This window comes from Catellatospora coxensis (assembly GCF_016862635.1).
In the GTDB taxonomy this organism is placed as follows: Bacteria; Actinomycetota; Actinomycetes; order Mycobacteriales; family Micromonosporaceae; genus Catellatospora; species Catellatospora coxensis.
Genome location: NZ_BONI01000046.1, coordinates 54,923 through 75,867, shown reverse-complemented (window position 1 = coordinate 75,867; position 20,945 = coordinate 54,923). Strand labels below are relative to the sequence as shown.

Sequence of the window (20,945 nt, the reverse complement as noted above, 5' to 3'; positions counted from 1 at the left end):
ACAGAGTCGCGGCATTCGGGGCGCGTTGACGCCGCGACTCTTTAAGAGTTGCGAACTGCGGGGTTACTTGGTCGCGGTGATGGTGGTGGCGGTGACGGTGGTGTCGGTGGTGGTGCCCTGGACGGTGATCTCGGTGCCGGCGGCCAGGTCCTTGAGGGCGATCTTGTCGGTGGTCTGGACGGTGGTGGTGTCGGCGGTCTTGATGGTCAGCAGGCGGCCGTCGGAGGTCTCCAGGTAGACGGTGGTGCCGTCGACGAGCTTGATCTTTCCGGTGATCGGGGTGGCGGCCGCCTGCTGGGCCCCCGGCTGCGCGCCCTGCTGGCCGCCGAAGCCGCCCTGGTTGTTGCCGACGCGGAAGCCGTTCGGCCGGGCGCCGGTGGCCCCGCCGGGCGTGGCTGCGGTGCCGGACGTGCCGAAGTTCTGCTGGACCTGGATGCCGGCGAGGAAACCGCCGCAGGTCAGCACCAGCCCGAGCAGGGCACCGGTGCTGCGGGTCAGCCACGGGCCGCGTTTGGCCTTCGCCAGGCCCGCCACCAGGTCGTCCATCGGCGCATCCGGGAGGGCGTCGGTGTCCGACTCCCGGGTACGGATCGCGTGCTTCATGAAGATCAGGGCTCCTTACTCGTACCGCAGGGCGTCGATGGGGCGCAGGCCGGCCGCCCGGCTGGCCGGGTAGCTGCCGAAGAACAGGCCGATCGCCACGCAGACGCCGAGCGCCAGGACGACCGAGTCGGGCATGACCACCGGTTTGATGCCGACGATCTCGAAGTTCGCGCCGATCAGCGCGGCCGCGACCCCTAACCCGCCGCCGGCGAGGCTGAGCAGCGTCGCCTCGATCAGGAACTGGGTGAGGATGACCCGGCGCGGCGCGCCCAGCGCCTTGCGGATGCCGATCTCCCGGGTCCGCTCGGTCACCGAGACCATCATGATGTTGGTGATGCCGATGCCGCCCACGACCAGCGAGATCCCGGCGACCGCACCCAGCAGCACGGTGAACGTCTCCGCCGTCGCGGTGCGGGTCTCCAGCAGCTGAGAGGCATCCCTGATCTGGTACGGCGTGCTGCTCGCGCCGTCCGCGACGTGCATCTTCGCGTTGAGGATCGCGGTGATCTCGGCCTTCGCCGCGGCCACGGCGTCCGCGTTCACCGCCTCGACCGTGATCGACGAGACGGGGCCGTACCCGGTGAGCGAGCGCTGCACCGCGGGCAGCGGCGCGATCGCCACGTCGTCGGGGTCGTTGAACCCGGTCGAGCCCTTCTTCGCGAGCACCCCGATCACCGAGTAGATCTGCCCGGCGATGCCGATGCGCTGCCCGACCGGGTCCACGGTGCCGAACAGCTCCTCGGCGGTGGTCGGTCCGAGCACCACGACCCGCGCGGCCTGGTCGACGTCCTCCTCGGTGAACCCTGACCCGCTCGCGACCACGCTGTTCGACGCGGAGAAGTACGACGGGTACGTGCCGATCACCGAGTTGACGTCGTACGACGCGTCGCCGAAGGTCAGCGTCTGCGAGCTGCTCACCACCGGCGAGACGCTCTTGACGTCGGGCGCGGACTCCCTGTCCTGCAGCGCTTTGACGATGTCGAGGGTCAGGTCGGTGCGGTAACCGGTGTCGCCGCCCCGCCCGCCCTGCACGGTCAGCGTGTTCGTGCCGAGCGCGGCGAGGCTGTCCTCGACCTGCTTGGCCGACCCGTTGCCGACCGCGACCAGCAGGATCACCGCCGCGACACCGATCAGGATGCCCAGCACGGTCAGCCCCGACCGCAGCTTGTTCGCGGCCACCCCGCGCAACGCGAACCCGAAGATCTCGAAAACGCTCATGCCGGGACCTCCACGGGCGCGATGTCGCGGCGGCGGACGTCGGAGACGATCAGGCCGTCGACGAGGCGGATGGTGCGGTGGGCGTGGGCGGCGACCTCGTCCTCGTGCGTGATCAGCACGATGGTGCGGCCCTGCGCGTTCAGCCCGTCCAGGATGCTCAGCACGTCCTTGGTGGAGCGGCTGTCCAGGTTGCCGGTCGGCTCGTCGGCCAGCAGCAGCGCCGGCTGGCTGACCAGCGCGCGGGCCACGGCGACGCGCTGCTGCTGGCCGCCGGAGAGCTGGTTCGGGTCATGGTCGGCCCGGTTGGCCAGGCCCACCATGTCCAGCGCGGCGAGCGCCCGCTCGCGGCGCACCGCCGGTTTGATTCCGGCGTACGCGAGCGGCAGCTCCACGTTGGCCAGGGCGCTGGTCCGGGCGATCAGGTTGAACGACTGGAACACGAAGCCGATCCGCCGGTTGCGCACCAGGGCCAGCTGAGACTCGTTCAGCTCGCTGACGTCGACCCCGTCCAGCCGGTACGTGCCCGAGGTGGGCACGTCCAGGCAGCCGAGGATGTTCATCAGGGTGGACTTGCCGGAGCCGGACGAGCCCATGATGGCCACGTAGTCGCCGGGCGCGACGGTCAGCGAGACCCCGGCCAGGGCGTGCACCGCCGTCTCGCCCTCGCCGTACGTCTTGACCAGGTCGACGACCTCCAGCACGGGCCGCTGCTCGCGGCCGGGGGCCGTCATCGCCCACCACCGCCCGCGCCCGGCCGGTTGCCGGTGTTGCCACCGAAGCCGCCGCCGGTGAAGCCGCCCGGCCCGCCGCCGGGGAACTGCTGCTGGTTACCGGTGCCGCTGGTCACGGTGGCCAGCACGACCTGCTCGCCCACGCTCACCCCGGACACGATCACCGTGTACGCGTCGCCCTTGAGCCCGATCTCGACGGACCGGGTCTCCTGCACGCCGTCCTTCACCACGGTCACCGTGGTCCGGCCGCCGGCCGTACGCACCGCCGCGGCGGGCACGTAGATCGCGTCGGCCGCCTCGTCCACGGTCACCGACAGGCTCACCGTCTGCCCGAGCCGGGTGCCCTCCGGGATGCTGTCCAGCAGCACCTCGATCGGGTACGTCACCGTGTTCCCGCTGGACGCGGTCGGCGAGATCGCCGAGACCTTGCCGGTCGCGGTGGCCCCGGTCAGCGCGTTCCAGGTGACCGTGGCCGACTGCCCGACCTTGAGCCGGGTCGCGTCCGCCTCGGCGACCCCCGCTGTGACCTGCAGCTTCGTCAGGTCGGCCAGCTGCACGAACCCGGACCCGCCCGACGACGAGGACGACGACGAGCCGTTGCCGCCACCGCCGGAAGAGCCGCCCGAGGAGCCGCCGACCGCGCCGCTGATCGCCACCACGGTCCCGGCCATCGGGGCCTTGAGCACCGTGCCGTCGACCGCGCGCTGCGCCGCGGCCAGCGCCGACTCCGCCTGGTCCACCTGGTTCTCGGCGTTGGCGATGCTGCTGTCGTCGCCACCGTCCTCGGCCCGGTCCAGCGCGTCGCGGGCCGCGTCGAGGTTGCGCGCGGCGGTCTGGCGGCTCTCCTTGACCTCGGTCGCGTCGACCGTGGCCAGCACCGCGCCCTTGGCGACCCGGTCGCCCACCTTCACCTTGATGGCGGTCACGGTGCCGCCGGTGGTGAAGTCGGCCGACATCAGGTTCGCCGACTCGATCGACCCGTCGGCGGTGACCGTCGCGGTCACCGTGCCCTGGGCCACCGCCACCGTGCGCGTCGTGTTCGCCTCGGCCGGCGCCGCGTCTCCGCTGATCATGAAGTACGCCCAGGTGCCGCCACCGACCAGCAGCAGCCCGAGGGCGCTGTTGAGCAGTGTGGTCCGCCCGAGCGGGATGGCTCGCCGCAATCGCATGGCACGCATCGTCGCGACCCGCCCTCGACGCGACCTCCGGCCAACCTCGGAATGAGCTTGGAGCTCTCAGCTGTCGAAACCAGGCAACGTCCGCTGACCGTGCGGCGATTCGCGCGACATCCGCCACCGGTCGACGCCCCGCCCACTCGCGACGTCGATGATCTCGTTCGCGAGGAAGTACCGCCGACGGCCCCGGCGCAGTTCATGGAGAATCCCGACCTCGACGAGCCGGTCCACGGCCAGCGCAGCCGATCGTGCGCTGACACCGAGCAGCTCCTGCGCTCGCGGGATGGTCAGCGACTGCCGCTCGAAGAGAGCGTCGACCAAGCGCGGCAGCAGGGCGGAAGCGCGTGCCGTGGTCACGCGTCCCCGATAGTCGGCCCGCAGTTCGGACAACGCCCGCGCCCTGCTCACCGCGTCCTGCGCCTGCTGCGTCACACCCTCCAGGAAGAAGCGCAGCCAGCCGCCCCAGTCGCCGTGCGTGGAGACGGCGAGCAGCCTCGCGTAGTACTCGTCGCGCCGAGGCTCGATATAGGCGGACAGGTCGAGCACGGCACCGGGCAGCAGGCCCCACTCCACCAGGAGCAAGGTGATCAACAACCGCCCGACCCGGCCGTTGCCGTCGAGGAACGGGTGGATCGCCTCGAACTGGTAGTGCAGGCATCCGATCGCGAGCAACGGCGGCAGCTCACGATCGGCGTGCAGATACCTCTCCAGCGGGTCGAGGCATTCCCAGAGCCGCTCGGGTGGCGGTGGAACGTAGGTCGCGTCGTTGAGGGTGCACCCTGGCGGACCGATCCAGTTCTGGCTACGCCGGAACTCGCCCGGCGTGGCATGCCCGCCGCGTACCCCCGCGAGGAGCGTCCGGTGTGCCTCCAGAAGCAGCGGCAGGCTCAGCGGCAACCGCCGGTCCGGGTCCAGCAGTTGCTCGGTGGCGAGCACATAATTGAAGACCTCGCTGGTGTCCGCCGCCTCGGCCGCGGAGGGCTCGGCTTCGAACAGGGCCAGGTCGAACATGGTGGCCCGGGTGCCCTCGATCTGGCTCGACAACACCGCCTCATGCCTGATCAAGGAGGCTGCCAGCAACTCCGGGCCGGGCAGAGTGCGGGCAACACCGGCCAGTTCGCCCACGGCTCGGTCTGCCGCAGACAGGCGGCTCAGCAGGCTGCCACCGAGATCGAGCTGCGGTGGCAGGTCCGGCGGCAGGAAGGCCAGGTAGTTCCGTTCCGCCCGGATCACGTGTGGCCACTGGGCCGAGAGGAACTGCTCTCGCAACATCACCGCTCCTTTGATACGTACAAGGCGGTTTGGTATCAAGGAGGTGCCCGTTTGATACCCAGAAGGCTTGAAGGTATCAAACGAGCATGGTGATGTGCGTTAAGTAGCAAGCGGAAGCAGCACCCGGAAGGTCGAACCCACGCCGGGTGAGGTGGCCAGCTCGATGCGGCCGCCGTGGGCTTTCACGATCGCGGAGACGATGGCCAGGCCCAGGCCCGCGCCGCCGTGGCTGCGGGCCCGGTGCGGGTCGGCGCGGTAGAGGCGCTCGAAGATGCGGGCGGCGTGCTCGGGCGGCACCCCGGGCCCGGTGTCCTCGACCTCGATCACGGCGACCGGCAGGTCCGGGTCCAGCTCCGCACCGACCGCGGCGACCACCGGGCCGCTGTCGCGGGCCACCGGCAGCTCGAACACCTCGTCGGCGGGCTCACCACCGCGATGGCTCACCCGCAGGGTGACCCGGGAGTCGGGCGAGGTGTGCTGGAGCGCGTTCGCCACCAGGTTCGTCACCACCTGGCGCAGCCGGTGCTCGTCGCCCAGCACGCTGACCGGCTCGAACCCGGCGAGCTCCACGTTGCGGCCCGGGGTGCGCACGTGCGCGTCGCGGACCGTGTCGGCCGCGACCGCCAGCAGGTCGACCCGGGACCGCTGCAGTGGGCGCTCCTCGTCCAGCGCGGCCAGCAGGAGCAGGTCCTCGACGAGCAGGCCCATCCGGGCGGCCTCCTGCTCGATCCGGGACATGGTCTCGTCCAGCTCGGGTCCGGGCGGCGCGCCGCCGCGGCGGTACAGCTCGGCGAAGCCGCGGATGGAGGTGAGCGGGGTGCGCAGCTCGTGCGAGGCGTCGGCGAGGAACTGCCGCAGCCGCTGCTCGGAGGCGGCCCGCGCGGTCACCGCCGCCTCGATGCGCGACAGCATGGTGTTCAGCGCCAGGCCGAGGCGGCCGGGTTCGGTGTGCGGGTCGGGGTCGGGCACGCGGGCGGTCAGGTCGCCGCCGGCGATCTGCGCCGCGGCGTGTTCCATGTTGGTCAGCGGCCGCAGCCCGATCCGGACCACGCTGTACGCCGCGAAGCCCAGCACCAGCAGCACCAGCGCCCCCACGCCCAGCCCGATGAGCAGCATCAGGTTCGCGGTGGCGTCGACCCGGTCGAACGAGATCGCGCCGACCCGGAACTCCCCGTCGAACGTGCGGTTCACCACGACCCGGAACTTCTGCCCCGACGAATTCTCGGCGGTGAACGGCGGCTTCGTGTTCTCGACCGGGAACGGCTTGCCCGGCTCCCGGCCCACCGCGGGTCCGGCGTTGGCTTCGAGCTGCGCGAGCGTCAGCACGGGGAGGTCGGCCAGCGCGATCCCGTTGGTGGCACAGCGCACCAGCCGGCCGTCGGCGCTGTACAGCAGGCCCGCGGCGTCGTCACCGACCGGCGGCACCCCGCGGCCGGCGGCCGTCTCGGGCGTCTCGCAGCCGACCTCGGCCGAGGTCGGCGTCTGCGTGGACGGGCTCGCACTGCTCGACGGGCTCGGCTGCGGCGCGGGCGTGGCGGCGGGACGGCCGGGCTGCTGGCCGGGCGTTGTACCCCAGGGATTGCCCCGCCCCTGGCCCCACGCGATCGGCAGGCGGCGCACGTCCTCGTCGAGCTGCTGGGCCAGGTAGTGGCGCAGGGTCGTGGCGGCGACGAAGTCGGTGACGAGCAGGGCCACCCCGGCGAGCGCCACCACCGCGACCACCATCCGGGTACGCAGAGTCCACCGCCGCCACGGTGGGCCGATCATTCCTGGCCACCCCGGGGCAGCCGCAGCGCGTACCCGACACCGCGCACGGTGTGGATCAGCGGCGGGTCCCACTTGTCCACCTTCTTGCGCAGGTAGTAGACGTACGACTCGACGATGCGGCCGTCGCCGCCGAAGTCGTAGCTCCACACCCGGTCCAGGATCTGCGCCTTGGAGACCACTCGGCCGGCGTTGACCAGCAGGTAGCGCAGCAGGTTGAACTCGGTCGGGGACAGGTCGATCAGCTTGCCGCCGCGGCGCACCTCGTGCGCGTCCTCGTGCAGCTCCAGGTCGGCGTAGCGGAGCACGCCGCTGTCAGCCTGCTCGCCGCCGGGGCGGCTGCGCCGCAGGATGGCCCGGATGCGCAGCACGACCTCCTCCAGGCTGAACGGCTTCGTGACGTAGTCGTCCGCGCCGACGGTCAGCCCGGAGATGCGATCCTCCACGGAGTGCCGGGCGGTCAGGAACAGCACCGGCACCAGGGCGTTGTCCGGCCCGCGACCGTCGGCGCGCAGCTGCCGGGCGACCTCGAAGCCATCCAGGTCGGGCAGCATCACGTCGAGCACGACCAGGTCGGGCTGGAACTCCTCGGCCGCGATGAGCGCGTCCCGGCCGGTGTGCGCGACCCGTACGTCGAACTCGACCAGGCGCAGCGTGGCCGACAGCAGCGCGCAGATGTTGGCCTCGTCGTCGACGACCAGCACCCTGGTCCGTGCCCGCTCCTGCTGCTGCGTCACCGTCAGCTCCCTGTCACCTCGACACCGCCTGTGAGCCGGTTGTATCCGTCTTACCTCGGAGAACCCTGGGAGCGACGTCGGAACCCGGTGAACGCCGTCCCGTCAAGATCTACTTGATCTTGCGCGAACTGTTGCCCATATGACCGGTTCAGGCGAGTCGTACCCACAGTTCACGCAAGATCGTCGAGGAGGGGTCAGGAGCGGGCGTTGAGGCGTACCGTGTCGCCTTCGGTGAGGCCGGATGTGATCTCGACGTTGCCGTCGCCGCGGAGGCCGATGCCGATCGTGCGGGCTGTGCCGTCGGGCAGTTTCACTTCGCCGGTGGCGTCGCCGGTGACCCGGACCGCGGATTGCGGCAGCAGCAGGCCCTCGGCTCGGGCGAGCACCACGCCCGCGGTGGCGCTCTGCCCGATGAGCAGGCCTTCGGGAGCGCCGTCGAACGCCAGCAGCACGTGGTAGCGGACCAGGGTGCCGCTGGCCGTACCGGTGGCGGCGACCTGGGCGATGGTCGCGGGAAGGGTCTCGTCGGGGCGGTTGGCCAGGGTCACCGTGGCCGGCTGGCCGACCGCCAGGCTCACCGCGTCGGCCTCGGCGAACTCGGCCTCGACCATCATCGTGGCGACGACGCCGAGCGTGATGAAGGTCCCGGTGCTCACCGGGTCGCCGGCCTTGCCGCCGACGCTGAGCACCTTCGCCGCGACGGGGGCCGTGATGGTGGTGCCGGCCAGGTCGCGCTCGGCCTTGGTCAGTTCGGCCTCGGCCTTGTTCACCGCGACCTGCGCGGAGTAGATCGCATCCCCGCCGCTGCCGCGCCCGCCGGTCGCGCCGCCGGCGCCGTTCGAGGAGCCGCCGTTCGACGAGCCGCCGGACGAGCAACTGCCGGAGCCGGTGCTCGGCGCGGGTGTGCGGGACGGCGTGGCGGTGGGCTTGGGGGAGGCAGACGCCGATGGGCTGCTCGACGGCGAAGGTGACGGCGCGGCCGTGGCCGTGGTCGACGCGCTGACCGCGCTCGCGCTGACCGACGGGCTGGTGGTCGACCTGCCCGCGAGGGATACGGCGGTCGGGGTGGTCGGCGCGGATCCGGATGTCGACGGAGCGGTGGCGGTCGCCGTGGCACCAGCCGGGGCTGCGAGCAGCACCGCCGTCACGGCGGTGACCGAGCTGTCGGTAGAGCCGCCGTACGCCGCGCCGCGAGCCGACGTGCAGCCGGTCGAGGTGTCGTCGCTGTCGGCGGCGGCCTTGGCGTCGGTCAGCGCCTGCTCGGCCTCGGTCAGCGCGTTGGCGGCGTCGTCGCGGGCCTCGCGGGCGTCGGCGTCGTCGATCGTGGCCAGGTCCTGCCCGGCCGCCACCTCGTCACCGGGTTTCACCAGCACCGAGGTGAGCGTGCCGGCGACGGAGAAGGCCAGCTCGCGGCTGGCGACCGGGGACACCTTGCCGGACGCGGCGACCGACGAGGTCACCTCGCCCCGCTGCACCGCCACCGTCGCCGCGGCCGCCGGGGCCGGGTCACCGCCCTGCACCGCGACCACCGTCACCACCACGGCGGCGACCAGCACCGCCGCACCCGCGGCCACCCACCGGCGGCGCTTTCCGCGCACCACGAACGTCATGGCCGGGAGTCTCGCGGCCGCCGCTCGGTGATCGCTTCAGCTCACCTCGGAGCCACCTCAAAGCCGCCACTCCCAGCCCATCCTGAGCTTCGGTCGAGCGTGCCCTGAGCCGCGGCGCGCAGGCTCGCCCGGGTGAAGACGCCGATGAGACAGACCCGCGCCGCCCTCACCGCTGCCGTCGCGATCGCCGTGCTCGGCCTCGCCGCGGCCTGCGGTTCCGGCGACGACACCACCGATCAGACCGGCTCCGGGGACGGGACGAGCGGCTTCGCCGCGTACACCGCCTGCTTGAAGGAGCAGGGGATCACCCTGCCGGAAGGCTTCGGCCAGGGGCAGGGCCAGGGCAGACCGTCCGGCGCGCCGACCGCCCGGCCGTCGGGCATGGCGTCCGCCCGGCCGACCGTACGGCCCAGCGGGCAGCCGGGAGGTTTCGGCGGACCCGGCGGGGGTATGCGGGCACCGGACGGCGTGGACGCCGAGAAGTGGCAGCAGGCACAGCAGGCTTGCGCAGCGGTACGCCCCAGCGGCGGACCCGGTGGAGGCTTCGGTGGCAACCGGGGCGACAACGGGGCCAACGCGGCGTACCGCAACTGCCTCGCTGAACGCGGTGTGGAGTTCACACCCGGGCAGCAGCTCGCGACCGCCGATCCGAAGGTGGCGGCGGCGATGCAGGCCTGTGCCGTGCTTCGCCCCACCACCGCGCCTAGCCCGGCGGCGAGCTGACCGCATCTCCCAGCCCGCCGGGCTGGTGGACCGGAGCCGGTCCGGGCGGTGCCGTCCCCCCGTGCGGCACCGCCGGACCGGCTCCCCGAAGACGAAGGGCGCTCACCGCGGTGAGCGCCCTTCTCGTGTGCCCGCTGCCGGTCAGGCCGGCGGCCGCCAGGACACCCCGCGCATGAGCTGGTCCGCGCCGAGCCAGACGGCGTTCATCAGGCGCGTCGCCGTACGCCCGGGGTCTTCGTCGGGGTGGTCGGCGAGCCAGTCGGCGAGCGACTCGCTCGCGCCGACCAGCGTCAGGGCCATCGCGGTGAGGTCGTCGGGTTTGACCTGCCGCCCCTCCAGGCGCAGCGCGCCGTCGAGCCGGTCGGTGATCACCTCGACCACGGCCTCCCGCATCGCCGCGACCTCGACCGAGAACGGCTGCTGGGTGCGGGCCTGCCGGTAGAGCACCGACCAGCCGTCGCGGTGCGCGCCGACGAACTCGAAGAAACCTTTGAGCCCCCGCCACAGTTGCTGGTCCGGAGGGAGGGTGGGATCGGCCGCGGCGGCCAGGCCCGCGACCAGGCGCGCCGATTCGCGGCGCAGGCAGGCGATGAACAGTTCCTCCTTGGTGCCCAGGTAGGCGTACACCATGGGCTTGGACACGCCGGACAGCTCGGCGATCTCGTCCATGTTGGCGTGGTGGAAGCCCCGGCGGGAGAACACCAGCACGGCGGCGTCGAGCATCTGCTGCTCACGCTCCGCGCGCGGCACCCGGCCGCGGGGCGCGTCCGCGGGACGGGCCGCGGCCGGCGCGTCGTCACCTGAGGGAAGAGGGCTGTTCTGCACCTTGCCAGCCTACCTACTCCGTCGTAAGGTTACGCACGAGTAAGTTTCAATGGTTATGGAGGACATCATGGCCGAGTTCAACCTGTCCGACTTCAGCTCGCTCGACCCGGCGCAGTTCGCCTCGCTGGTCAAGAACGCCTCCGACGCACAGCTGAACGAGGTGCTCGGCGGCGACCTGCGGACGAAGGTGCTGGACGAGATCTTCCGCCGGATGCCCGGCCTGTTCCGCCCCGAGCGCGCGGGCAACACCGAGGCAGTCATCCACTGGATCATCACGGGCGCGCCCGGCGGTGGCTCGGACACCTACGAGCTGGTCATCGCCAACGGCGCCTGCGCGCTTTCGGAGACCCCGTCCCACGAGCCGAAGCTCGCCGTGACGGTCGGCCCGGCCGACTTCCTCAAGCTCGTCTCCGGCAACGGCAACCCCGTCATGATGTTCATGAGCGGCAAGCTGAAGGCCAAGGGCGACCTGGCCCTGGCCGCCAACATCGCCAACCTCTTCAACATCCCCAAGGCCTGATCCATGACCACCCCCCTCAGGTGGTCCGCCCCGGAGCAGGGGGCATAACACGTGGAATTCTCGCTTGATCTGAACGAGGAGCAGCGGGATCTGCGGGACTGGGTGCACGGCTTCGCCGAGCAGGTCGTGCGCCCGGCCGCCGCAGAGTGGGACGAGCGGGAGGAGACTCCCTGGCCCGTCATCGCCGAGGCCGCCAAGATCGGCCTGTACGACTTCGAGTTCCTCGCGAACCTCTGGGCGGACCCGAGCGGCCTGTCCATGTGCATCGCCAGCGAGGAGCTGTTCTGGGGTGACGCGGGCATCGGGCTGGCCATCATGGGCACCTCGCTGGCGGTCGCCGGGATCTTCGGCTCCGGCACCCCCGAGCAGATGGCCGAGTGGGTGCCGCAGTGCTTCGGCACCAAGGAGGACCCGAAGGTCGCCGCGTTCTGCTCGACCGAGCCCGAGGCCGGCTCCGACGTGGGCGCGATGCGCACCCGCGCCGTGTACGACCAGGCCACTGACGAGTGGGTGCTGACCGGACAGAAGGCGTACGCCACCAACGGCGGCATCGCCAACGTGCACGTGGTCACCGCCGTCGTCGACCCGGAACTCGGCTCGCGCGGGCAGGCCGGTTTCATCGTGCCGCCCGGCAGCAAGGGCCTGCACACGGCCCGCAAGCTGCGCAAGCTCGGCATCCGCGCCTCGCACACGGCCGACGTCTTCCTCGACGAGGTCCGGGTGCCCGGCAACTGCGTGCTCGGCGGCAAGGACCGGCTCGACGAGCGGCTGGCGCGGGCCCGGTCGGGGCAGCGCTCGTCGGGGCAGGCCTCGATGCGTACGTTCGAGCTGTCCCGGCCCGCGGTCGGCGCGCAGGCGCTGGGCATCGCGCGGGCGGCGTACGAGTACGCGCTGGAGTACGCGAAGACGCGGGTGCAGTTCGGCCGGCCGATCGTGGAGAACCAGGCGGTCGCGTTCGCGCTGGCCGACATGCGCATGGAGATCGACGCCGCGCGGCTGCTGGTGTACCGGGCCGCCTGGATGGGCCGCAACAACCGGCCGTTCACGGCGGGCGAGGGCTCGATGTCCAAGCTGAAGGCCGGCGAGGTCGCGGTGTCGGTGACCGAGAAGGCGCTGCAGATCCTGGGCGGCGCGGGCTACCTGCGCGAGCACCCGGTGGAGCGGTGGTACCGGGACGCCAAGATCTACACGATCTTCGAGGGCACGAGCGAGATCCAGCGGCTGGTGATCGCCCGCGCCATCACCGGGGCCTCGCTGCGCTGATACCCCACACACATAGACGGCGGTCCGTTTCGGCGGGCCGCCGTCTTCACTTTTTAGTTACCGCTCAGTAATATCCGGGTAATCCTGGCGATCGAACGAGAGGCCTCACCGTCGTGGACCTGCTCTTCATTGTCCGTACCCTGGCCCGCCGCGGGCTGCTCAGCCCCGGCAGCCCGACCCGCGTCGCCGACCAGCTCAACACGCTGCGCCGGTGGGGCTTCACGCTCGCCGGCGAGCTGCGCGCCGCCGAGGCCCGCGACCCGCACCGGCCCGCCGTCATCGACGAGCACCGCGGGGCGATCACCTACCGCCAGCTCCTGCACCGCTCCCAGCGCCTGGCCGTCGCACTCGGCGGCACCCGGGGCGTGGCTCCCGGCGTACGCGTCGGGCTGATGTGCCGCAACCACGCCGGGCTGATCGAGGCCCTGGTCGCGTGCTCGCTGCTCGGGGCGGACGCCGTCCTGGTCAACACCGCGCTGTCGGCGCCGCAGCTCACCGCGGTGGCCGAGCAGCAGCAGCTGCGCCTGCTCATCCACGACCGCGAGTTCGCGCCGGTCGCCGCGGCCGCGCCGTGCGAGCGGCTCGACGAGGCACGCGTCGACTCGCTGATCGCCGAGACCCCGCCGCAGGGCCGCTGGTCCGACATCAGCCGGGCCGGCCGCACCATCGTGCTCACCTCCGGCACCACCGGGGCGCCCAAGGGTGCCCGCCGGCCCACCCCGCCCGGCTTCGGCCCGCTGGTCTCCATCATCGACCGCATCCCGCTGAAGGTCGGCGAGCGCATCCTGATCTCCGCGCCCCTGTTCCACACCTGGGGGTACGCCGCCCTGCAGCTCTCCCTGGCCATGCGCGCCACCGTCGTGCTGCAGCGGCGCTTCGACCCCGTCGCCACCGCGCACGCCGTCGACGTGCACGGGTGCACCGCCCTGTTCGCGGTGCCGGTGATGCTGCAGCGGCTGGTCGAGGCCGGGGCCGTGCCCGCCAGGCCGCCGCGCATCGTCGCGGTCAGCGGATCAGCCCTGCCCGGGGGGCTGGCCACCCGGTTCATGGACACCTGGGGCGACTGCCTCTACAACCTGTACGGCTCCACCGAGGCCTCCTGGGCGTCCATCGCCACCCCCGACGACCTGCGCCGCGACCCCGGCACCGCGGGCCGCCCGCCACACGGCACCCGGATCGCGATCCTCGACCCGACCGGCCTGCCCGTGCCCCGCGGCCGGATCGGCGAGATCCACGTCGGCAACGAGATGCTGTTCGAGGGATACACCCGGGGCCCCGGCGTGCCCCCGCCGCCCGGCGACCGCCCCGACGGCATGCTCGGCACCGGCGACCTGGGCCACCTGGACGCCGACGGCCTGCTGTACGTGGACGGCCGCGCCGACGACATGGTCGTCTCCGGTGGCGAGAACGTCTTCCCCCGCCCCGTCGAGGAACTGCTCACCGAGCTCCCGCAGGTCCGCGAGGCGGCCGTGATCGGCGTCCCCGACCCCGAGTACGGCCACCGCCTGGCCGCGTACCTGGTCCTGCACCCCGGCCAGCACCTCGACCGGGACGAGGTCCGCGAGTACGTCCGCCACTACCTGGCCCGCTTCAGCGTCCCCCGCGACGTCCACTTCGTCCCCGAACTCCCCCGCACCGCCACCGGCAAAGTCATCCCCCGCCTCCTCCGCAACCTGTAAGGACAAAGGAAGGGCACCTTCACAACGCTCCGCGTTGTAGAAGGTGCCCTTCTTAACAGTCGATCTTCGTTTGTGCAGCTCAAGGACGGCTGTTCAGCTCCGGAACGCTGGAGCGCGAGCGCGGCGTCAGCGCCAGGGGGAGACGACGCGGCCCTCCTCGGCCGCCAGCGCGATGTCGGTGCGGTACTGGCCGCCGGCCAGCTCCACGTGCGACACCAGCTCGTACGCCGCCGCCCGCGCCGCGTGCAGGTCGTGACCCGTCGCCGTCGCGCACAGCACCCGGCCGCCGGCCGAGCGCAGCACCCCGTCGGCGCCGCGCTTGGTGCCTGCGTGGATGAGCCCGTCCGCGCCGGTGATCTCGTCCCCGGTACGCGCGCTCGCCGGATACCCGGCGCTGGCCAGCACCACGGTCACCGAGAAGGCGTCCTTCCACTGCAGCTCGGGGTGGCCGGCCAGCTCGCCGGTGGCCGCCGCGTACAGCAGGCCGCCCAGCGGGGTGTCCAGCAGCGCCAGCACCGACTGCGTCTCCGGGTCGCCGAAACGCGCGTTGAACTCGATCACCTTCGGCCCGCCCTCGGTGATCGCCAGGCCGATGTAGAGCAGGCCGGAGAACGGGGTGCCCGCCTCGCGCATCTGCTGCAGCGTCGGGTGGGCCACGGTCGCCATGACGTGCTCGACCAGGTTCGGCGGGGCCCACGGCAGCGGCGCGTACGCCCCCATGCCGCCGGTGTTCGGCCCGGCGTCGCCGTCGAAGATGCGCTTGAAGTCCTGCGCGGGCAGCAGCGGCACCGCGGTCACGCCGTCGGTCACCACGAACAGGGACACCTCGGGCCCGTCGAGGTACTCCTCGATGACCACGCGCCCGCACTCGGCGGCGTGGGCCAGCGCGGCGTCCCGGTCGTCGGTGACGACGACACCCTTGCCCGCGGCGAGCCCGTCGTTCTTCACCACGTACGGCGCGCCGAACGCGTCCAGCGCCCGCGCCGCCTCCTCGGCCGTGGTGCAGGTGAACGCCCGCGCGGTCGGCACCTTGGCCGCGGTCATGACCTGCTTGGCGAAGTCCTTCGACCCCTCCAGCCGCGCCGCGCTGCCGGAGGGCCCGAAGACCGGAATGCCCTTCGCCCGGACCGCGTCGGCGACCCCCGCCACCAGCGGAGCCTCCGGCCCCACCACGACAAGATCGGCCTCGACCTCGACGGCGAGCCCGGCCACGGCCTCCGGCGACAGGATGTCCACCTCCCGCAGCTCCGTCGCCACCTCCGCGATCCCCGGACTCCCCGGCGCCACGATGACAGCGCTGACCCCCGGATCCCGCCCCAAGCCCAACACCAGGGCGTGCTCCCGCCCCCCACCACCAACCACCAGTACCCGCACACCCCCACCCTACCCTCCGAGTTGATCATGAACTTATGGCACGGGTCGACGGCGATTCATGTCCACAGCTTCCTGATCGACTCCGCGGAGTCCCCCGGCACGGCGGGCTGCGGGATGCGGGCCAGGGCACGGCGGACGATACGCGGGATGGCTTCGGCGTCCAGGGTGTCGGACCAGGTGAAGCGGACAACCCGGTAGCCCGCGTTGACGAGGTCGTTCTGGCGCTGCCGGTCGCGGTACACCGCCTCGGGACGGTCGTGCACCTCGCCGCCGTCCGCCTCGCCGACCAGCCGGGCCGCGCGCCACAGCAGGTCCACCCGGGCGAGCACCCGCCCGTCACCGCCGACGATCGACGCCTGCAGGTCGTCGGGCGGGATGCCCGCGTCCGCGCAGCGCAGGCGGGCTCGCGTCTCCAGCGGCGACTCCGCCCGGCCGTCCGCCTGCTCGATCCAGTTCCGCGCCACGGCCACACCACGCCGGCCGAACATCAGCGCGGGCAGTTCCGCGAGCTCGTCCTCGGCCAGCAGACCCAGGTGCAGCGCCGAGTCCAGGACGGAGACCGCGGCCAGGCGGTCGAGCCTCAAGAGCAGATCTGCGACGGTACGCCGGACCGTCGTCACCCTGATCCCGTCCACCACGGTGACGTCTTCCGGGCCCAGGGTCAGTTGATGCGGCACCACCGTCAGGTCGGTCAGCCGGCGGGGCACCGCCAGCTTGCCCGGCAGGCTGACGTGCAGCCGCGTCTGCGGCCGCAGGCCGTGCAGCCCGTGCACGACCGCCGCGCTCTCCAGCACCGCGACGGCATTCGGGCCGCCGGTCAGCACCGCGGCCCGGACCAGCGCCTTCGGCGATTCCGGCGAGCTGCCGCGCAGGTCGGCGTCGACCAGGTAGACGCCGCGGCTCAGCGCGCGCCATACCCCTCGACGGAGGAAGTTCTTGACCGAGGCGGTGGATAACTCCAGGTCGCGGCACTGGCCCGCGGTGATCAGGCCGTCCTGCCGCTCCGCAATTCGTTGCACAGCAAGCACATCGGCCAGCCTGAGCCGCTCGAGCCCAGCTCACAACCCCTGTGGACAACCCCTGTGGACAACCAGAACGCCACCCCGATCGATCATGAACTTATGGCAGCGACACACCGACGAGCCGTGCCATAAGTTCATGATCAACGCGGTTAGGCGGCAGCAGCGCGGTCAGGCGGACAGCATGTCGTGGCGGACTACGTTTTCGTCGCGGCCGGGGCCTACGCCGATCATGGAGATGCGGGTGCCGGAGAGTTCTTCGAGGCGCTGGATGTAGCGCTGGGCGTTGAGGGGGAGGTCGGCGAAGTCGCGGGCCTTGGAGATGTCCTCGAACCAGCCCGGGAGGTACTCGTAGACCGGCTTGGCGTGGTGGAAGGCGGTCTGGGTCATCGGCATCTCGTCGAGGTGCACGCCGTCGACCTCGTAGCCGACGCAGACGGGGACCTGCTCCAGGCCGGACAGGATGTCGAGCTTGGTGACGACCAGGTCGGTGATGCCGTTGACGCGTACGGCGTACCGGGCGATGACGGCGTCGAACCAGCCGCAGCGGCGCGGGCGGCCGGTGGTGGTGCCGTACTCGCCGCCGGTCTTGCGCAGGTGCTCGCCCATGTCGTCGTGCAGCTCGGTCGGGAACGGGCCCGCCCCGACGCGCGTGGTGTACGCCTTGATGACGCCGATCACGGAGCTGATCCGGGTCGGCGCGATGCCCGCGCCCACGCAGGCGCCGCCCGCGGTCGGGTTCGACGAGGTGACGAACGGGTACGTGCCGTGGTCGAGGTCGAGCAGGGTGGCCTGCGCGCCCTCCATGAACACGGTCTTGCCCTCTTCCAGCGCCTTGTTCAGGATCAGGCGGGTGTCGGCGATGAACGGGTTGAGCCGCTCGGCGTAGGTGAGGTACTCCTCGACCACGGCATCGACGTCGAAGCCCTTGCGGTTGTAAACCTTGAACAGGATCTGGTTCTTCTCCCGCAGCACCAGCTCCAGCTTCTGCCGGAGGATGCCCGGGTCGAGCAGGTCCTGCACCCGGATGCCCATGCGGGCGACCTTGTCGCCGTACGCGGGGCCGATGCCGCGGCCGGTGGTGCCGATGCGGGCGGTGCCCAGGTAACGCTCGACGACCCGGTCCAGCGCCCGGTGGTGCGGCATGACCAGGTGCGCGTCTGCGGAGATGAGCAGGCGGGAGACGTCCACGCCGCGCTCGGCGAGGCCGTCGATCTCGGCCAGCAGCACCTTCGGATCGATCACGACGCCGTTGCCGAGCACGATCTCCGCGTTGGGGTGCAGCGCGCCGCTCGGCATCAGGTGGAGGGCGAACTTCTGGCCGTCCGGAGTGACCACGGTATGGCCGGCGTTGTTGCCCCCGGAGAAGCGGACGACGTAGTCCACTCGTGATCCGAGCAGGTCGGTAACCTTGCCTTTGCCCTCGTCGCCCCACTGGGCGCCGAGAAGCACGATCGCTGGCATCTTTCCTTCGCCTCCTAGGCGAGCCGCGGGCCGCCCACGGCTGTGGTGACCCCGGGGTGCCAGGCTAACAGCTTGATCGGGCACGCATGCCCGGGCAATGCCGGAACCCGAGAGGACTACTCGCGTGCGCGCAGACAGAGGCACAGCTGACGTGGTGCTGCTGAGCATGGCCGAGCCGGAGGGCGGCTGCTGCGGCTCCGGCGGCTGCGGCACCGGCGACGGCGCCGGGCATGGCGAGGGTCACAGCGGCGCGCCGCGGCCCCGGGTGCCGGTGCTGCACTGCGCGGACGCGCTGCGCTCCGCCGGGGCCCGGGTGGAGACCGTGGTGGCCTGCTCCGACGCGGAGATCGACCAGGTGCTGGCCCGGCTCGACGGGCCGGCCCGCGAGGACGGCCTGACCTGGCCGGACGCCGACGGCGGCACCCGGCTGGTGATCGCGGTCACCGACGACGGGCAGCTGCGCCACGTGCTGCGCCGCCTGGTCCGCCGGTATGCCCCGGCCCCCTCGAAGCGGCCCGCCGACCTGCCCGCAGGGCGTACCGTGCCGGATCTTCCCGCGGTCGCGGTGCTGCCCATCGACGCGGCCGCGGCGGACCTCGCCGCGCAGCTGGGCCTGCCCCGGGAGCCGGCCGAGGTGGCCGCGGCGGTGCTCGGCGACCGGTCGCGCCGGCTGGACCTGCTGCGCCACGACGGCGGCTCGGTGACGCTCGACGGCGTACTGCTGGCCGGCAGCACCGAGGACGGCCAGCCCGTGCAGTGGGCGGGCCGGGTGGAGGTCGACGACGCGGTGCTGACCGACGGCGCGGAGCCGCTGCTCGCGGTCGCCGTCGCGAACGCCTCCGGGGCGACGCTGCTGGACGGGCTGCCGCTGCTGACCACCGCCGACCCGGCCGACGGGGTGATCGACGTCGCGGTGGCGGTGCCGGTGCGGCACAAACCGCTGTTCGGTACGCCACGGCTGCGCATCGAGGTGCGGCGGGCGCGCGGCCGGGCGGTCTCGGTGACCCCGCGCGACACCGAGGTTCCGTTCGCCGACGACGGGGTATCCGGCGGGCTGACCCGCAAGCGCTCCTGGTGGGTGGAGCCCGCGGCGTGGGCCGTCTATACCCGCTGAGAGGTGGGAACACGGACCCTGCTGCGGGGTGTGCGCACTGACTAGGCTGCAGGGGCAGACGGCACTGGGGAGATGGCGATGACGGAATGGGAGTGGCCGCCGGACGAGATCAGCGGCCCCGCTGAGGACAGCAAGCAGATCACGCGCGGCCAGCCCGCCCGGGCGTCCGCCGCGGTGCCGCGCCCTGATCCGGTGTCCGGCGGGCCCTCGGCCGGCGTGCCCATGGCGGTGCCCGCCCCGCAGGCGGGCATCCCGATCCCCGCGCCGCAGCAGGTGGCCGGTGCCGCCGACCTGACCCGGACCGTGCAGGTGCCGCTGCCGCCCCTGCCCCAGCGCGAGCGCGCCGCGGTGCCGCTGCCGCCGACCGCCGTGCCGGTCCAGCCGCACAGCGCGCCCATCCCGCTGCCCCCGCAGCAGGCGGCCGCGCCGGTGCCGCCCCCGCCCGTCGCCGCCCCGCCGACCGCCCAGGTGTCCCCGGCAGCTCCGACGCCCCCGCAAGCCGGACCAGCCGACCCGCGCGTGCCCTACCGCACCCCGGCGGCCGAGGCCCGCGCGGCAGCTCCGGTGGAGAACCGCGCAACCGCACCCACGTCTCAGGCTCGGGCAGCCGTGCCGTTGCCGCCCGCCGAGGCGCGGGCCGCCGTGCCGGTTCCGCCGGCTGAGCCCCGCGCGGCGGCGCCGGTCCCGCCGGCCGCCGAGCCGGGCCCGGCCACTCCGTACACCGCGACCGCCGCCGTGCCGCCGCAACGTCCGGCCGTCACGGCGGTGCCGCCGCCGCAGACCGCGCCTGGCGTATGGCCCGTATCGGCCCAGCCGAGCATCCCGCCGCTGCCCACCACGGCCGCCCCGACGCCGCCGCAGTTCGGCGGGCCGCAGCAGCCCGGCCCGGCCGGCGGAGGCGAGGTCTACCTGCCCACGGCCGAGGAGTTCGCGCGCCGCCGCGCGACCCGTCCCGCCGACCCGGTCGCCCACATGGGCATCCAGGCGGCGCTGCGCAAGACGACGTTCGGGCTGCTCAACCTGAGCCCGGGCCAGCGCGAGCAGGAGATCCGCCGGGCCACCGACCTGGTCCGGCGCAACTTCGGCGGGCTGCGGCAGATCACCGTGGTCAACCCCAAGGGCGGCGCGGGCAAGACGGTGGCCGTGCTGCTGCTGGCGATGACGTTCGGCCGCAAGCGCGGCGGGTACGTGCTGGCCTGGGACAACAACGAGACCCAGGGCACCCTGGGCATGCGCTCCCAGCAGGACTTCCACTCGCGTACGGTGCGCGACCTGATGCGTGACCTGCACCAGTTCCAGGGCTCGCAGAGCCGCGTCGGCGACCTGTCGCAGTACGTGCGCTCGCAGGGCGACGGCATGTTCGAGGTGCTCGCCTCGGACGAGTCCGCGACCGCGGGCGAGATGCTCACCGCGCACGCCTTCGCCGAGATCCGCGAGGTGGTCAGCCGCTTCTACAAGCTGATCATGGTGGACACCGGCAACAACGTGCGGGCCGAGAACTGGCAGGCCGCCATCGACGCGACCGACCAGCTCGTGGTCACCATGTCGGCCCGCAACGACTCGGCGGAGACGGCCGCCCGGATGCTCGACCACCTGGAGCAGACCGGCCGCAGCCGCCTGGTCCGGCAGGCCGTCACCATCGTCTCCCTGCCGCCGAGCCGCCGCGAGCTGGACATCCCCGCCATCGAACGGCACTTCGCCGCGCGCACCCGGGCCGTGCTGATCGCGCCGTACGAGCGCATGCTCGACTCCGGCGAACCGATCGACTACGGCCGCCTCACCGACGAGTCCCAGGACGCCTGGCTGCGCATCGCCGCCTCCGTCGCCGAGGGCCTCTGACCGGAACCCGCCCGC

The 20,945-nt window shown here is 72.5% G+C and carries 18 protein-coding genes; 6 read left to right on the top strand and 12 right to left on the bottom strand.

Annotated features, from left to right (window positions below):
- Positions 1–63: 63 nt before the first annotated feature.
- The 8 genes from Cco03nite_RS25315 to Cco03nite_RS25280 all read right to left on the bottom strand — a co-directional run bounded on the left by Cco03nite_RS25315 (position 64) and on the right by Cco03nite_RS25280 (position 9,110).
- A complete protein-coding gene (locus Cco03nite_RS25315; protein WP_203694688.1) occupies positions 64–603 on the bottom strand; it encodes a hypothetical protein in 540 nt (179 codons plus the stop codon).
- A gap of 15 nt (positions 604–618) precedes the next feature.
- Entirely contained in the window at positions 619–1,821 is a 1,203-nt protein-coding gene (locus Cco03nite_RS25310) for an ABC transporter permease (protein ID WP_203694687.1), read from the bottom strand.
- Positions 1,818–2,552, bottom strand: coding sequence for an ABC transporter ATP-binding protein (locus Cco03nite_RS25305; protein ID WP_203694686.1), 735 nt, complete (start codon positions 2,550–2,552; stop codon positions 1,818–1,820). Before Cco03nite_RS25305 ends, Cco03nite_RS25310 begins: the two co-directional genes overlap by 4 nt.
- Complete coding sequence (locus Cco03nite_RS25300; RefSeq protein ID WP_203694685.1) at positions 2,549–3,721, bottom strand: efflux RND transporter periplasmic adaptor subunit; 1,173 nt, start codon at positions 3,719–3,721, stop codon at positions 2,549–2,551. The genes Cco03nite_RS25305 and Cco03nite_RS25300 overlap by 4 nt, the downstream gene beginning before the upstream one ends.
- Positions 3,722–3,787: 66 nt before the next feature.
- Positions 3,788–4,999 carry a Fic family protein gene (locus Cco03nite_RS25295; RefSeq protein ID WP_203694684.1) on the bottom strand — a complete coding sequence of 404 codons (1,212 nt, stop codon included), beginning with the start codon at positions 4,997–4,999 and terminating at the stop codon, positions 3,788–3,790.
- Between the two features lie 99 nt (positions 5,000–5,098).
- On the bottom strand, positions 5,099–6,766 hold the full coding sequence (locus tag Cco03nite_RS25290; protein ID WP_239167647.1) for a sensor histidine kinase: 1,668 nt from the start codon (positions 6,764–6,766) through the stop codon (positions 5,099–5,101).
- Positions 6,763–7,500 carry a response regulator transcription factor gene (locus Cco03nite_RS25285; protein WP_239167646.1) on the bottom strand — a complete coding sequence of 246 codons (738 nt, stop codon included), beginning with the start codon at positions 7,498–7,500 and terminating at the stop codon, positions 6,763–6,765. Before Cco03nite_RS25285 ends, Cco03nite_RS25290 begins: the two co-directional genes overlap by 4 nt.
- Before the next feature lie 194 nt (positions 7,501–7,694).
- Positions 7,695–9,110, bottom strand: a complete 1,416-nt coding sequence (locus Cco03nite_RS25280; RefSeq protein WP_203694683.1) for an efflux RND transporter periplasmic adaptor subunit — start codon at positions 9,108–9,110, stop codon at positions 7,695–7,697.
- A 144-nt stretch (positions 9,111–9,254) separates the two neighbouring features.
- Here Cco03nite_RS25280 and Cco03nite_RS25275 point away from each other — a divergent pair, with 144 nt between their 5' ends.
- Positions 9,255–9,833 (top strand): hypothetical protein, encoded by a 579-nt coding sequence (locus tag Cco03nite_RS25275; RefSeq protein ID WP_203694682.1) that lies wholly within the window; start codon positions 9,255–9,257, stop codon positions 9,831–9,833.
- A gap of 141 nt (positions 9,834–9,974) precedes the next feature.
- On the opposite strand, the gene Cco03nite_RS25270 is transcribed toward Cco03nite_RS25275, so the two are convergent.
- Entirely contained in the window at positions 9,975–10,556 is a 582-nt protein-coding gene (locus tag Cco03nite_RS25270; protein WP_203694702.1) for a TetR/AcrR family transcriptional regulator, read from the bottom strand.
- Positions 10,557–10,725: 169 nt separating this feature from the next.
- On the opposite strand from Cco03nite_RS25270, the gene Cco03nite_RS25265 reads away from it, so the two are divergent.
- The 3 genes from Cco03nite_RS25265 to Cco03nite_RS25255 all read left to right on the top strand — a co-directional run bounded on the left by Cco03nite_RS25265 (position 10,726) and on the right by Cco03nite_RS25255 (position 14,120).
- On the top strand, positions 10,726–11,178 hold the full coding sequence (locus tag Cco03nite_RS25265) for an SCP2 sterol-binding domain-containing protein (RefSeq protein ID WP_203694681.1): 453 nt from the start codon (positions 10,726–10,728) through the stop codon (positions 11,176–11,178).
- Positions 11,179–11,229: 51 nt separating this feature from the next.
- Complete coding sequence (locus tag Cco03nite_RS25260) at positions 11,230–12,441, top strand: acyl-CoA dehydrogenase family protein (RefSeq protein ID WP_203694680.1); 1,212 nt, start codon at positions 11,230–11,232, stop codon at positions 12,439–12,441.
- 113 nt (positions 12,442–12,554) lie between these two features.
- A complete protein-coding gene (locus tag Cco03nite_RS25255) occupies positions 12,555–14,120 on the top strand; it encodes an AMP-binding protein (RefSeq protein WP_203694679.1) in 1,566 nt (521 codons plus the stop codon).
- Between the two features lie 126 nt (positions 14,121–14,246).
- Here the strand turns inward: Cco03nite_RS25255 and purD are convergent, their stop codons facing one another.
- The 3 genes from purD to Cco03nite_RS25240 form a co-directional block, all read right to left on the bottom strand.
- Positions 14,247–15,494 (bottom strand): phosphoribosylamine--glycine ligase, encoded by a 1,248-nt coding sequence (gene purD / locus Cco03nite_RS25250; RefSeq protein ID WP_203694678.1) that lies wholly within the window; start codon positions 15,492–15,494, stop codon positions 14,247–14,249.
- Positions 15,495–15,550: 56 nt separating this feature from the next.
- Complete coding sequence (locus tag Cco03nite_RS25245; RefSeq protein ID WP_239167645.1) at positions 15,551–16,513, bottom strand: type IV toxin-antitoxin system AbiEi family antitoxin domain-containing protein; 963 nt, start codon at positions 16,511–16,513, stop codon at positions 15,551–15,553.
- 171 nt (positions 16,514–16,684) lie between these two features.
- Positions 16,685–17,977, bottom strand: a complete 1,293-nt coding sequence (locus Cco03nite_RS25240) for an adenylosuccinate synthase (protein WP_203694677.1) — start codon at positions 17,975–17,977, stop codon at positions 16,685–16,687.
- A gap of 166 nt (positions 17,978–18,143) precedes the next feature.
- Here Cco03nite_RS25240 and Cco03nite_RS25235 point away from each other — a divergent pair, with 166 nt between their 5' ends.
- Both Cco03nite_RS25235 and Cco03nite_RS42520 read left to right on the top strand, forming a co-directional pair.
- The gene (locus tag Cco03nite_RS25235) at positions 18,144–19,091 is read left to right on the top strand and encodes a diacylglycerol kinase family protein (protein ID WP_203694700.1); all 948 of its coding nucleotides are present in this window, start codon (positions 18,144–18,146) and stop codon (positions 19,089–19,091) included.
- Between the two features lie 78 nt (positions 19,092–19,169).
- On the top strand, positions 19,170–20,930 hold the full coding sequence (locus Cco03nite_RS42520; RefSeq protein ID WP_239167644.1) for a MinD/ParA family ATP-binding protein: 1,761 nt from the start codon (positions 19,170–19,172) through the stop codon (positions 20,928–20,930).
- Positions 20,931–20,945 lie beyond the last annotated feature (15 nt).

Excerpts from the sequence above, each read along its gene's own strand:
- Cco03nite_RS25315 (WP_203694688.1), bottom strand. The coding sequence starts at position 603 with ATGAAGCACGCGATCCGTACCCGGGAGTCGGACACCGACGCCCTCCCG.
- Cco03nite_RS25310 (WP_203694687.1), bottom strand. The coding sequence starts at position 1,821 with ATGAGCGTTTTCGAGATCTTCGGGTTCGCGTTGCGCGGGGTGGCCGCG.
- Cco03nite_RS25305 (WP_203694686.1), bottom strand. The coding sequence starts at position 2,552 with ATGACGGCCCCCGGCCGCGAGCAGCGGCCCGTGCTGGAGGTCGTCGAC.
- Cco03nite_RS25300 (WP_203694685.1), bottom strand. The coding sequence starts at position 3,721 with ATGCGATTGCGGCGAGCCATCCCGCTCGGGCGGACCACACTGCTCAAC.
- Cco03nite_RS25295 (WP_203694684.1), bottom strand. The coding sequence starts at position 4,999 with ATGTTGCGAGAGCAGTTCCTCTCGGCCCAGTGGCCACACGTGATCCGG.
- Cco03nite_RS25290 (WP_239167647.1), bottom strand. The coding sequence starts at position 6,766 with ATGATCGGCCCACCGTGGCGGCGGTGGACTCTGCGTACCCGGATGGTG.
- Cco03nite_RS25280 (WP_203694683.1), bottom strand. The coding sequence starts at position 9,110 with ATGACGTTCGTGGTGCGCGGAAAGCGCCGCCGGTGGGTGGCCGCGGGT.
- Cco03nite_RS25275 (WP_203694682.1), top strand. The coding sequence starts at position 9,255 with ATGAGACAGACCCGCGCCGCCCTCACCGCTGCCGTCGCGATCGCCGTG.
- Cco03nite_RS25270 (WP_203694702.1), bottom strand. The coding sequence starts at position 10,556 with ATGCTCGACGCCGCCGTGCTGGTGTTCTCCCGCCGGGGCTTCCACCAC.
- Cco03nite_RS25265 (WP_203694681.1), top strand. The coding sequence starts at position 10,726 with ATGGCCGAGTTCAACCTGTCCGACTTCAGCTCGCTCGACCCGGCGCAG.
- Cco03nite_RS25240 (WP_203694677.1), bottom strand. The coding sequence starts at position 17,977 with ATGCCAGCGATCGTGCTTCTCGGCGCCCAGTGGGGCGACGAGGGCAAA.
- Cco03nite_RS25235 (WP_203694700.1), top strand. The coding sequence starts at position 18,144 with ATGGCCGAGCCGGAGGGCGGCTGCTGCGGCTCCGGCGGCTGCGGCACC.
- Cco03nite_RS42520 (WP_239167644.1), top strand. The coding sequence starts at position 19,170 with ATGACGGAATGGGAGTGGCCGCCGGACGAGATCAGCGGCCCCGCTGAG.